Genomic DNA, 13,142 nt, shown 5'->3' on the forward strand with positions numbered 1-13,142 from the left:
TAAAATATGAATCGATTATATAAATATTTAATTCCGACAATATTGGTTTTCAGCTTACAGAGTTGTGGACATGAGGAAAAAAAGGAAGCGAAAAAATCCGCGGAACCTTCTTCACCGGAAATCGAAGCGGTGAATCCAAAGCAGGAAGATTTTGCTTCATCAACAGCAATTCCGGGAGAATTGCAGCCTTATCAGAAAGTTGATGTCTATGCGAAGATCAGCAGTTTTGTTAAAAAATTATACGTTGATGTCGGAAATGAAGTAAAAGCAGGACAATTGTTGGCAACTTTAGAAGCTCCTGAGATCAATTCCCAACAAAGTGCAGCTTCATCAGCCTTAAAATCAAAAGAAGCCTTATATATTGCAAGTAAAGCAAAATATGACCGTTTAAAAGAAACTAGCAAAACACCAGGGACAATATCCGCACTTGATCTGGAACAGGCTTTAGCAGCACAAAAATCAGATTTGGCACAATTGGAAGCAGCAAGAGCATCATATCATGAAGTTGCTGATGTTAAAAATTATTTGCAGATCAGAGCACCATTCAGCGGAAATATTGCGACGAGAAACGTAAGTGCGGGAGCGTATGTTGGTCCCTCAGGAAAAGGTTCAGATTTACCTATGTTCAGTCTGGTCCAGCAAGACAGATTACGCTTGGTAGTGAATGTTCCTGAATCGTACACCGGATTATTGAATAAAAATGGCGATATTAAATTCTCTATTCAATCCATTCCCGGAGAAACGTTTACGGCAAAAGTAGCGAGATTTGCAGGAGCTTTGGACAACAAACTTCGCTCGCAATGGGTAGAAATGGACGTTTATAACAAAGACAAAAGATTATTGCCTGGGATGGTTGCCAATGTGATTTTACCTTTAAGTGAAAACAATAAATCTTTGTCTGTCCCTTCCACAGCCGTTTTAAATTCCACTTTGGGCGTTTTCGTTATTAAAGTTGAAAAGAATATTGCGCATTGGGTTCCAGTAACGGCAGGAATTGCTAACGGAGAAGTCACGACAATTATCGGAAATATTTCTACAAATGATATAATTATTAAGAATGCATCCGAAGAAATTCGTGATGGGCAGAATATTAGAGTTAAACTGCTTAAATAGGCTTGTAATCAATGTTTTATTAACAAAATTTAGGACACTCCTTTCTTTGACATTCATCAGAAAAAATCCTTTGATAGGAATAATCTATAATAATTATGTTAAAGAATCTTAATAAAAAAAACCGCGGACTCGCCTAAAATAGGCGGTTGCGGTTTGTTTTTTTTTAACATACGTAAATAATATGTTAAAATGTGTTAAATAAAGAACCTGACAATTATCATATCAGGAGTCTTTTTATCGGAATCTCTATTTTTGTAATGCTTTTGAAAAATAACGATTCCTTTTAACACGGATAATCAAATATATATGAAGAAAAGAGTTTTGTTTTATTTAGTTGCTGTAGTTTCTACAATGTCTCTACAGTCTTGTGTTACAAATTATGTAGTTTCAAAACCAGCAACTTATACTAAAGAATACAAAACAGATGCCAAACTAGCTTCTTTCGATCCTAAGAAAGCTGAGCTTGATAAGCAAAGATTAATTGATTCTTTCCTTGCTGAAAAAGCGGCATCTATTGCCAGTGCGAAAAACGCGGTTAAAAATTCTGAGATTGCAAAAGCAATCAAACACAATACAACAATTGACAACATTTTATCTGAGGCAGCTACTTATTTAGGGACACCTTACAGATATGGAGGAACAACAAGAAACGGAATTGACTGTTCTGCTTTCGTTCTTTCAGTTTTCGGTGCAGCAGCAGGTCTTAGTTTACCAAGAGTAGCATCTTCTCAGGCACAGGAAGGAGAAAAAGTAGAAAAAGAGAATCTACAGAAAGGAGATTTGATTTTCTTCTCTCACGGCAGAAGAATTTCTCACGTAGGAATTGTTGAAAGTGTTTCCGAAGACGGAGAAGTTAAATTCATCCATGCTGCCACATCAAAAGGAGTAATGGTTTCTTCTCTTAATGATTCCTACTGGGGACCAAAATACAGATTCGCAAAAAGAATCATTAATGAAAACGGAGAGGCTTACAATAATCTGGCAGCAGTAACTCCAGTATCAAACGGAACAAGTTTTTAATTTTAAATAATTGATTTAAATAATGAAAAGCCTTCAAAATTTTGAAGGCTTTTTTTTCTTTGTTCCTGATGAGATTTTATGGAAGCTTGTTTTAACTAGGATTTACTTTACATGAAGTAAAGTTTTAACCTCCTTAACTATTCTTATCTATTTCTATATTCAATTTATATAGAAGACCATGGATTTCAGAAAGTGAAAATTTAGCCTTTTTAAGCCTGTTTTGGGAAGGATCTATCAAATAGTTAACCGATGTCCTCAAATCTGATTTTTCCATGTTGGTATTATCAAAAACAGCTCCGGAAAAGTCACAATTATTAAAGACTGCATTTGAAAGATCACATTCGGTAAAATCAACTTCTATAAGCTTAGAATCTTTAAATACTATTTTCTTTAAGGATGTCTGGTAAAAAACAGAATTATTTAGGGAGCAACCTTCAAATCTAAAAGAAAGCCCGAATTCATTGCAGTCATTGAACTGGAGCCCGAACATTTTACATCCTTTGAAATTCACATCCCGAAAAGCGGTTCCGACGAGTTTTACCATACTTAAATTACAATTTATGAACTCGCAATCATTAAAGTTGAATCCGGAAAGATCCAGGTATTCGAAATTACAATTCCTGAAAGTACAATTTTCGTATTCGCCTTTTTCTAAGGATTTTTGGATAAAGTCTGTGCTCTCAAAATTTTCGTCCGAGATGTATGGGTGCTTCATTGAAATTTTAAAGTAAAGTTATTTTTATTTCACGCAGATTTTTCGGATAGAGCAGATGAAAAAAAGCATGATTATAAATTATTCCTTTCGTCTTCGCTTTTACACCAGACTGTTTTTGTCCGAATAGTTCAGCTTAAAGAAAATAAAAGTCATAATAGAAAAGGCAAGCAATGAGCTTCCTCCGTAACTGAAATACGGCAAAGGAATACCTACAGTCGGGAAAAGCCCCATAACCATTCCTAAATTGATGGTAAAGTGCATTAAAAGGATGGAAGCAAAACAATATCCGAAAACCCTGTTAAATGAGGATTTCTGCTGTTCTGCGAGATAATATATTCTTCCTATGTAAATCATGTAACATAGAATCAAAACAGTACTTCCTACAAAGCCCCATTCTTCCCCTACTGTACAGAAAATATAATCGGTTTCCTGCTCCGGAACAAATTTCCCCTGAGTAACAGATCCTTCACGGTACCCTTTTCCCAAAAGACCTCCTGAACCAATTGCCGTCTTCGAATATAGTAAATTGTATCCGGAAGTATCTCTGAATGCTTTCTCTCCTTTAAAAAGAACCTCAACTCTTTCTCTTTGGTGTTTTGGCAATTTTTCTAAAATATAAGGAGAACCAAAAGCCAGACCACACAAAACAAGAACAGATCCTACAATACTGGAAATTGAAATAACATTCCATGACATTTTATAATAATTCAGTGCAATCCAACCTCCTACAATAACCAATATTGCAATCACTACATAAATAGGAGGAATCGCGAGGGAAATCAAGAAAACTCCTGCAAAAAGAAATCCGACAGCGAATAGCATCCCGCTTAAACCCTCACGATATAATGCAATGAAAAATGCTATAAAAACCAACATGGATCCCACGTCCGGAATGGCCAATACAACAGCTGCAGGAATTCCTATAATAGCTAAAGTGGTGAGTAATGATTTTCTATTATTTAAATTAAATTCTGGTCCTGAAACGTAATTCGACAGCATAAGTGCCGTTCCGATTTTAGCAAACTCCACAGGCTGCATGGTAAAGCTTCCGAATTTGTACCAGTTTTTTTGTCCGAGGATTTCTTTCCCAAACGGAAACAAACCAATAAGGAGCAGAACACCTCCGATATAAATGATTCCTGACATATTTTCGAAGAATTTACTTCTTCCTACAAAAATAATCAGTCCTACAAAGAGAGAGATACAAAAGAAAATAAGCTGTTTCTCGCCCAGCTTTTGATCAACACTGTAAATATTCGCAATGGCAAAAATACAAAGCAGAAAATACAAGCCTAGACCCAGTTTATCTATTCCTTCTGTCCACTTCATTGTTTTACCTTTTTAGTGTTGTTAGTACTCTTTGTTTTTACTTCTGCTTTCTTTTGCAATTTGGCCTTTTGCTCTTTAATTAACTTTAGGCTGTCCTGCATTCTTTTGAGCTTTATGGAATCCGGTTTAGGCTCTTTATACAACCCTTTACGCTTCAAATCAGCAATCCACTGTCTTTTATATTCGGGCATGAAGCTGGAGGTTACCATTTTTTTATACAGATAGTCTCTTTTTATATCTCCGGTCAGATATTTTTCAGCAATTAATGTACAGGCTGGTCCTGCCCATGTAGCACCGAAACCAGCATGCTCCATTACGGCTGCCACAACAATTTTCGGTTTGTCTGCAGGAGCAATTAAAACAAAAATTGAATTATCTTTTCCCTGAGGCACCTGCGCCGTACCTGTTTTAGCTAACTGAGTAAAATCCTGAGATTTCAGACCTGCAGCCGTTCCACGAAGTACAACAGCCTCCATTCCTTTCAAAACGGGTTCAAAATGTTTTTTATCTACTAATGTCTGATGTCTTACCTTAAATCTTGGATCGGGGTTTGGCTTGCCATCAATAGATTTAACAATATGAGGTGTATAATACCAGCCACGGTTGGCAATGGCCGCTACATAATTAGCCAATTGGATTGGAGTTACAAGAACATCTCCCTGCCCCATTCCGTTGTAAATAGCTCCTGTAGGCATTTCGTCCCAATTTTTAAAATCAGTCCTCTGTGATCCACTTGCTTTCATAATGGCTTTAAAACGTCTTTCGTAGAAATCTCCCGAAGGAATCCTTCCTTTTGCTCCAACCGCAAAGTCATTATTTAAGAATTCTCCCACGCCGAAGCTACTCATGATCTTTTTCCATTCATCAACCCCTTTTGAAGGATTTCCCGGATATTTTTTAATAATTGCAATGAATGCATAAGTGAAAAAGCAGTTACTCGAAACCTGAATAGACGGGATAAGCGGATCTGCTCCTCCATGACCTTTAATCCTTTTTCCTCTGTAGAAAAAGCCGCCACCACAAGGGAAAATCGTTTTTTCATCCATCACCCCCATCTGCATGGCAGCTAAAGCTGTAAGTAATTTAAATGTGGATCCGGGAGGATAAGCCGCCTGAAGTGAACGATCAAAAGTAGGTTTATTTTCGTAAATCGTATCTTTCGACAGAGCGTAAAGATTTTTAGATTTGTTAGGACCTGTAAAAAGATTCGGGTCAATATCCGGCCCTGTAGCCGCCACTAAAACCTCCCCATTATTAGGGTCTAATGCAACGATAGCACCATGCTTATTGACCATCATCTCTTCTGCTAATCTTTGAAGATCGTAGTCTATAGTGAGCGTAATATCTTTTCCTGTAACAACTTCTTTATCTAAAGAACCTTGCTTATACGGACCTACATTTCGAAGTTTAATATCTTTTTGGATATACTTCATTCCTTTTACTCCGCGCAATTCTTTTTCATAAGATTTTTCAATTCCCGTTTTTCCGATGAAGTCGCCCGGCAAATAATAAAGAGAATCTTTTTTAATTTCGCGTTCATTGACTTCACTTGTATATCCTAAAAGGTTTCCAGAGGTAGAGACTTCATATTGACGTTGAGGTCTTGATACAATACTGAACGCCGGATATTTAAAAATAATCTCCTGAACTCTCGCAATATCTTCTCTGCTCAAATCTTTCATGAAAGTCATCGGAGTGAGCTTGGAATAATACTTTTCCTTTTTAATTGACTCTATTCTTTTGATAAAATCAGGCTTTGTAATTTTCATTAAACTGCAAAATCCTAAAGTATCAAAATCAGGCTTCATCAATGCCTGTGTAAATGAGATTTCATAGGCAGGCTGATTTCCCACCAAGATCTTCCCATTTCTGTCGAAAATGACTCCTCTTTGAGGAATAACATATTCGATTTTAATAGAAGTATTGGCTGCATTCAGCGCATAACGATCTGTAAACAACTGTAAATAAGAAAGCCTAGCCACGAAAATCAGGGCTATAACTACAAGGACGGAAAAAATCTTTAAATAACGCGTATTCAAACTTTCTGTTTGATTTTAAATATTAATGCATATATAACTATAAATATAAACGAAATTATACTTGTTACCAATACATTAAGTAATATTTCAAAAAATCTGCTCAACTTAAAGAATTCAATATACTGTACTAAAAGCTGATGTAAAAAGATACTCGAAAAAAGAAACAGCAAAAACTGCGCCCATTGAAGGGACTGGAAAGAGAAAAAATCTGTAGAAGTATCTGTAGAAGTTCTGAAAATTAGGGTTCTGAAATAGGCAATCGAAGTGGTTGCAAATGCGTTGATCCCTCCTGTCTGTAAGAAAGTATCGATTGCAAGACCTATTAAAAAACTTAAAGCTAAAAACTGAAATTTATTTCTAAAAAAAGGATAGAACATCACAAACACCGGATACAACACCGGAGTATATTTACCGAATAGCGTAATCCTGTTCAATACAAAAATTTGTAATGCAACCAGAAAAATCATGATTAATATATCCGTAAATAATGTTCTGCTAATCATTTTCCTTTTTTATTACAGCTTGCATTGTATCCTGAATCTTTTGAACCTCAGCTTTTTTCAGGTTTTTAACCACATAGACTTTGCTCAGGGCTCCCATTTTCTCACTTAATTCAACAGAAATGTCCCAAAACCCCGTCTTGTTATCCACTGAATACCCTGCAATAGTTCCTATCATTACTCCTTTAGGGAAAATTGCCGATTTTCCGTCTGTAACTACAGTATCGCCAATCTTTAAGGCAACATATTTGGGAACGTCAGCAAGATGCATTATTCGGGAATTGTCACCGTTCCATGTTAAAGTTCCGAAATATCCTGAGTTTTTTAATGCAGCGTTGATTCTGATTTTATTCACACTTAAAACAGATTGAACCAAAGCATAGCTATCTGTAGAGTTAATCACAATACCTGCAATTCCTTTAGGTGCCATTACTCCCATTTGCGGAAATACACCATCTCTTTTTCCTCTGTTAATGGTAAAATAGTTATTTCTTCGGTTAATACTATTGAAAACAATCTCACCGTCTACGAAAGTATAAATCTGTCCGCCGCCCAAAGTATCGTGAACTTTTCTGAAAACAGGATTTTTTGCTCCCTGCTTCCCGTAAAGCTCCATCATTAAAGATTTGTTCTGAGCAACAAGATCTTCATTGATTTGCTTTAACTTAAGATATGAAACTCCTTCATCGATATACCCGGAAAACCAGGAATTCAATGCGGCTGACTGACCCGCAATCCAGGATCTTTGCATTGCGTTTCTAGAGAATATCAGAACCAGAGCAATAATTTGCAGAAATATAAAGAAGACAAAAAGTGCGTTCTTCGAAAATAATCTCAGCAAAAATCCCATTCAGATGTGTTCGTAAAAAGTTAAAATTATTTTATTAAGAAATTGAATTTATCCATATTCTTAAGCGCAATACCCGTTCCGCGAACAACCGCTCTCAACGGATCTTCTGCTACAAAAACAGGAAGACCAGTCTTTTTATGCAATCTGTCTGCAAGACCTCTTAGTAATGCACCACCACCTGCAAGATAAATACCTGTTTTGTAAATATCCGCTGCCAATTCAGGCGGAGTTAAAGAAAGTGTTTCCATTACAGAATCTTCAATTCTGATGATCGATTTATCCAAAGCTCTTGCAATTTCCTTATATCCAACCATAATTTCTTTTGGCTTACCTGTAATAAGGTCTCTACCCTGAACCGGAATATCTTCAATATCAACTTCCAGATCTTCAACTGCAGAACCCACTTCAATTTTAATTCTTTCAGCAGTTCTTTCTCCAATATAAAGATTGTGATGTGTTCTTAAGTAATAAGCAATATCATTCGTAAAAACGTCGCCTGCAATTTTTACAGATTTGTCACAAACAATACCTCCTAAAGCAACTACAGCAATTTCAGTAGTACCTCCACCTATATCGATAATCATATTACCCTCAGGCTTCTGAACGTCGATTCCAACCCCTATTGCCGCAGCCATTGGCTCATAAATCAAACGTACTTCTTTAGCATTTACTTTTTGAGCAGAATCTCTTACCGCTCTTTTTTCAACCTCAGTAATCCCGGAAGGAATACAGATTACAATTCTCAATGCCGGCTGAATAAATTTACCCTTAATTCCAGGAATCTTTTTAATAAACTCCTTAATCATATGCTCAGAAGCATGAAAATCTGCAATTACCCCATCTTTCAACGGACGAATTGTCTTAATATCCTCATGAGTTTTCCCCTGCATATGTTTTGCCTGCTCTCCTACAGCAATCGGCCTACCCGTAGAACGTTCAATTGCTACAATTGACGGCTGATCTATAACAATTTTATTATTATGGATGATAAGGGTATTAGCTGTACCAAGGTCTATCGCAATTTCTTGCGTAAACATATCGAATAAACTCATATTTTACTTCTGATTTTTTTTAAAGATTTACAAAGATATAAATTTAACACTACCAAAGGAATTCTCCAAGCATATAATTTGGTTAAAATTTTATTAAATTTTCTAACCGCTTATTAACTTTTACTTTAGATATTTACGAACTTTGAACTCAACCAGATTTAAGGTGATTTAGAGTAAGAAAGGGAAAAGACGGAAGCCTCAGTATTTAACATAATAAAAATCTATATCACAAACAATTTCGAGCTATCTTAAAACTTTTAACATTCCGCGTAAATTCTCAGTTTAATTTTTGATTATAAGAAATAGTTTTTTACGATAATTATCATATATACTATCAGAGGATGATTAATTAAAAAAAACGTAAATTTGCTGCGCTTATGTTACAGTATTCCAACATCCATCAAACTGCGAATTTCTCGGTACTTTCCATTAGCTTTGAAAAGGCTGATGTGGAAACCAGGGGAAAGTTTGCCTTCTTTGATGAAAACATCAAAAATTTTGTCACCCGAATTCATGATGAGAACCTAGGGGATGCATTTGTAGTATCCACCTGTAACAGAACCGAAATCTATACCACTTCACCCAATTATCTTTTAATTGCTGAAGAGTATTGCAAAACGATTGGAGTTAACCTGATGGACTTCTTACAATTTGCCAATATTTTAACTAAAGAAGAGGCTTTAACCCACCTGTTCAGGGTTGCAGCAGGTCTAGAAAGCCAAATCATTGGGGATTTCGAAATTATCGGGCAAATCAAAAAAGCGTATAACCGTTTTAAAAAAGAAAGACAAAACTCGAATCCTTTTTTAGAAAGAGCCATAAATTCCGCGATTCAGATTTCTAAAAGAATCAAAAACGAAACCGGAATCTCTAACGGGGCAGCTTCCGTATCTTATGCGGCGGTTCATTATATTTTAAATAATCAAAAGAGAATTGCTGAAAAAAACATTCTGCTTTTAGGAGTAGGTGAAATTGGACAGAATACGGTTGAAAATCTGGTAAAGCACGTTTATCAGCCAAAAATTAAAATTGCTAACCGAACTCAGGAAACAGCCGCAAAAATTTCAGAGAAATACAATATTCCTCATATCGATTATGCTGATTTTGATAAAGAGCTCAGCGGAACCGATATTCTTATCGTAGCAACCGGAGCAAGACATCCGATTGTTAACAAATCTCATTTCCCGAATGGAAAAGAAACTTTAGTTATTGACCTTTCTATTCCCAATAACGTTGATAAAAACGTGATGGAAAATGAAAATGTAACATTAATTGATGTTGATGAGCTTTCGAAACAGATTCAGGAAACCATTCAGCAAAGGGAAAAAGAAATTCCAAAGGCAGAAAAAATTATTAAAGAGCTGACAAAAGATTTCCTTGAATGGGAAAAAAAGAGAAAGCTGGCTCCCAACATTCATCATTTCAAAGCGGTTTTAAAGAATATGGAGCGCAATGAAATGCACAATTTTTACAAGAAGAACAAGTACATAAACATCACGGATATGGAACTTTCCGATAAAATGATTCAGAAAATTACCAACCGTTTTGCAAAATATATCATCGATAATCCTTTAAAAGCCGAAGAAATTAGTAAATTAATGCACGAAATATTAGTTGAACAACCAAACAACGAATTCAATGAAAAGCATTAGAATCGGAACCCGAAACTCCGCATTGGCACTTTGGCAGGCAAGAGAAGTTGCGAGGCATCTTCAAAACAGCAATTATTTAACGGAAATCGTCCCTATTGTCTCTTCAGGCGATAAGAACCTTACTCAGCCGCTTTATTCTTTAGGAATTACGGGTGTTTTCACAAGAGATCTTGATGTTGCATTATTAAATGACGAGATCGATATTGCCGTGCATTCCCTGAAAGATGTTCCTACACAATTACCTCAAAACATTGAGATCGTTGCTTATCTGGAAAGAGATTTCCCACAGGACGTCCTGATCAGAAAAGAATCTGCACGAAATAAAGAATTCCATGAACTGAAATTAGCAACCAGCAGCTTAAGAAGAAGAGCTTTCTGGTTAAAAAACTTTCCTAATGCTGAGTTTTCAGATATCCGCGGAAACATTCAAACCCGTCTTCAGAAATTGGAAGAAGGAGATTTTGACGCCACGATTTTATCCTTAGCCGGAATTAAAAGAATGAAAATGGATATCGATTATGAAATGCTGCCATTTTTAATTCCTGCTCCGTCGCAGGGCGTTATTGCCGTTGCCGGACATTCCGATAAAAAAGACATCAACGATATTTTAAAATCAATCAATCACACTCCTACCCAAATCTGTGTAGAAATGGAAAGAAATTTCCTGAGCACTCTTGAAGGCGGATGTACAGCTCCCATCGGAGCTTTTGCTGAAATTTTTGAGGATCAGATCCGTTTTAAAGGAGCCCTTTGTTCTTTAGACGGCAAAAACTGTATCGCAACAGATGAAAGCTTCATCTATAATGAAGAAGAAAATTTTGGAGAAAAATTTGCAAAAGTTGTTCTCGAAAATGGCGGAAAAGAACTCATGACGGAAATTAAAAGTCAGATTTAATTGATCTTAAATTCCTGAATAATGAGAAAGTATTTCACCATTCTTATCATTATGTTTTGTGTCTTAACTTTAAAAGCACAGAATCAGTTTGCCCAAAAACTTTCTGATGCCGCTTTAAGTTTAACAAAAGACAAAGTCACCTACGATCCCGCTTATTTTACGATCAAATATCCGAATGGAGATATTCCCTCGGATAAAGGAGTATGCACAGATGTTATTATCAGAGCCTACAGAAAATTGGGAATTGATCTTCAGAAAGAGGTGCATGAAGATATGGTGAAAAATTTTTCAAAATATCCTAAAACATGGGGCTTGAAAAAGACCGACACCAATATTGATCATCGCAGAGTTCCTAATTTAAGGGTATTCTTTGCCAGGTTCGGAAAATCAAAATCAATAGAAACCAAACCGGAACTGTATATTCCCGGAGATATTGTAACCTGGATTTTACCCGGAAATTTAACGCACATCGGTATTGTGGTCAACAGAAAATCGGCAGACGGAAAACGATATTTAATTGTTCATAATATCGGAGGAGGACAGGTTATTGAAGACTGTTTATTTAAATTTACCATTACCGGACATTATCAATATCAGAAATAAAGAGTATGAAAAATAGTATTAGCTTTCTATTTATATTGATAATAGGTTTTGCAGCAGGACAGAAAAACGAACTGAAAATCATTAATAAACCGATCAGCTATTCCGAGGAAAGAGTTCGATTAAGTTTAGAATATCTGAAGGAACATCACGGATTGGTTCAAAAAACGCCAACAATAGTTCCTAAAATGATCGTTCTTCATTATACTGCAGGCGGAAATGTAGAAAGTAATTTCAAATATTTTAATAAAACAACTCTGGAAAGCGGAAGAAGTACTTTAAAGAAGCAAAGTACACTAAATGTTTCTTCCCAATTCATTATTGATCGTGACGGGACAATTTATCAGTTAATGGAGCCTACTCAATTCGCAAGACATACCATAGGATTAAATTACTGTGCAATAGGAATTGAAAATATCGGAAGTAAAAAGGAACCGCTTACAGAAAAACAAGTTGTAGCTAATGCACAACTCGTAAGATATTTAACTCAGAAATATAAAATTGAATATCTTATCGGCCATTCGGAGTATGGTATTTTCAGAAACTCAAAACTCTGGAAAGAATCTGATCCCAAATATTTCACGGGAAAAGAAGATCCGGGAAAAGATTTTATGAACAAAGTGAGATTTCAGGTCGCCGATTTACATTTAAAAGATCAACCTTAATGAAGATTTTATTTACCAAAACCATAGATCCAGCTGTTATATCCAAAGAATTAGGAGAGGATATTTTAGTTGACTGTGTCGAGGTAATTAAAACAAATCCTATAAAGGTAAAACCGTTTGATCTGAAAAATTATTCATTGATTTTTACAAGCGCAAAAGGAGTAAATTCCTTTTTTAAAAACGGATTTAAGCCCAACGAAAATTTTACCGCAAAAAACTACAATAAAATTTACTGTGTGGGTGAAAAAACAAAACGTGAATTAAGAAAAAACGGCTTTGGTACTTTTAAAATGCTGAAAAATGCTGACAACCTTTCAAAATTTATTATAGCTCACTGTCAGCATGAAAAATTTTTACACTTCTGTGGAAACATAGCACTGGATGTGCTTGACGAAAATCTTCCTTTACAAAACATCAGCTATAAAAAAGTCATCATTTACAACACAGAGCAAATCAATCCGTTGATAAATGAAAAATATCATGTCACTGTATTTTTTAGTCCGAGCGGAGTTCGTAGTTTTGCAAATCGAAATTCCTTTGATGATACTACTCTTGTTTCAATTGGTGAAACCACGGCCAATGAATTAAGAAAGTATACTTCAAACCCGATTTTAGTTTCAGAAGGAAACAATCTGATGTGTGTTTTGAAACTGATTAAAAAGGAAATTCTAAACAAAAATTGAATATTTAATTGTCTTTTTGGCAATATCAG

At 35.6% G+C, this 13,142-nt stretch carries 13 protein-coding genes; 7 read left to right on the top strand and 6 right to left on the bottom strand.

Annotated elements, in window-relative coordinates:
- The first annotated feature begins 6 nt into the window (after positions 1-6).
- Entirely contained in the window at positions 7-1,113 is a 1,107-nt protein-coding gene (locus tag CLV73_RS13410; protein ID WP_100377389.1) for an efflux RND transporter periplasmic adaptor subunit, read from the top strand.
- A 306-nt stretch (positions 1,114-1,419) separates the two neighbouring features.
- Positions 1,420-2,133 (top strand): C40 family peptidase, encoded by a 714-nt coding sequence (locus CLV73_RS13415; RefSeq protein WP_100377390.1) that lies wholly within the window; start codon positions 1,420-1,422, stop codon positions 2,131-2,133.
- 133 nt (positions 2,134-2,266) lie between these two features.
- Here the strand turns inward: CLV73_RS13415 and CLV73_RS13420 are convergent, their stop codons facing one another.
- From CLV73_RS13420 to CLV73_RS13445, 6 genes are all read right to left on the bottom strand, one after another.
- On the bottom strand, positions 2,267-2,848 hold the full coding sequence (locus CLV73_RS13420; RefSeq protein ID WP_100377391.1) for a pentapeptide repeat-containing protein: 582 nt from the start codon (positions 2,846-2,848) through the stop codon (positions 2,267-2,269).
- Positions 2,849-2,947: 99 nt separating this feature from the next.
- Positions 2,948-4,177, bottom strand: a complete 1,230-nt coding sequence (rodA, locus tag CLV73_RS13425; protein ID WP_100377392.1) for a rod shape-determining protein RodA — start codon at positions 4,175-4,177, stop codon at positions 2,948-2,950.
- A complete protein-coding gene (locus CLV73_RS13430; RefSeq protein WP_100377393.1) occupies positions 4,174-6,216 on the bottom strand; it encodes a peptidoglycan D,D-transpeptidase FtsI family protein in 2,043 nt (680 codons plus the stop codon). The genes rodA and CLV73_RS13430 overlap by 4 nt, the downstream gene beginning before the upstream one ends.
- The gene (locus tag CLV73_RS13435; protein WP_100377394.1) at positions 6,213-6,719 is read right to left on the bottom strand and encodes a rod shape-determining protein MreD; all 507 of its coding nucleotides are present in this window, start codon (positions 6,717-6,719) and stop codon (positions 6,213-6,215) included. Before CLV73_RS13435 ends, CLV73_RS13430 begins: the two co-directional genes overlap by 4 nt.
- Positions 6,712-7,566: a rod shape-determining protein MreC gene (gene mreC / locus CLV73_RS13440; protein WP_100377395.1), complete on the bottom strand. Its 855-nt coding sequence runs from the start codon at positions 7,564-7,566 to the stop codon at positions 6,712-6,714. The genes CLV73_RS13435 and mreC overlap by 8 nt, the downstream gene beginning before the upstream one ends.
- Before the next feature lie 26 nt (positions 7,567-7,592).
- Complete coding sequence (locus CLV73_RS13445) at positions 7,593-8,618, bottom strand: rod shape-determining protein (RefSeq protein ID WP_100377396.1); 1,026 nt, start codon at positions 8,616-8,618, stop codon at positions 7,593-7,595.
- A gap of 377 nt (positions 8,619-8,995) precedes the next feature.
- On the opposite strand from CLV73_RS13445, the gene hemA reads away from it, so the two are divergent.
- Genes hemA through CLV73_RS13470 form a run of 5 tightly spaced genes read left to right on the top strand, consistent with a single transcriptional unit; the run spans position 8,996 to position 13,113 of the window.
- Positions 8,996-10,270, top strand: a complete 1,275-nt coding sequence (gene hemA, locus CLV73_RS13450; protein ID WP_100377397.1) for a glutamyl-tRNA reductase — start codon at positions 8,996-8,998, stop codon at positions 10,268-10,270.
- Positions 10,257-11,165, top strand: a complete 909-nt coding sequence (gene hemC / locus CLV73_RS13455) for a hydroxymethylbilane synthase (protein WP_100377398.1) — start codon at positions 10,257-10,259, stop codon at positions 11,163-11,165. The genes hemA and hemC overlap by 14 nt, the downstream gene beginning before the upstream one ends.
- A 21-nt stretch (positions 11,166-11,186) precedes the next feature.
- Positions 11,187-11,768: a DUF1287 domain-containing protein gene (locus CLV73_RS13460; protein ID WP_100377399.1), complete on the top strand. Its 582-nt coding sequence runs from the start codon at positions 11,187-11,189 to the stop codon at positions 11,766-11,768.
- A gap of 5 nt (positions 11,769-11,773) precedes the next feature.
- Positions 11,774-12,430, top strand: coding sequence for a peptidoglycan recognition protein family protein (locus CLV73_RS13465; protein WP_100377400.1), 657 nt, complete (start codon positions 11,774-11,776; stop codon positions 12,428-12,430).
- Positions 12,430-13,113 carry a uroporphyrinogen-III synthase gene (locus CLV73_RS13470; protein WP_100377401.1) on the top strand — a complete coding sequence of 228 codons (684 nt, stop codon included), beginning with the start codon at positions 12,430-12,432 and terminating at the stop codon, positions 13,111-13,113. Before CLV73_RS13465 ends, CLV73_RS13470 begins: the two co-directional genes overlap by 1 nt.
- Positions 13,114-13,142: the final 29 nt, after the last annotated feature.

Origin of the sequence: Chryseobacterium geocarposphaerae (assembly GCF_002797535.1) — a bacterium.
GTDB classification, from domain to species: Bacteria; Bacteroidota; Bacteroidia; order Flavobacteriales; family Weeksellaceae; genus Chryseobacterium; species Chryseobacterium geocarposphaerae.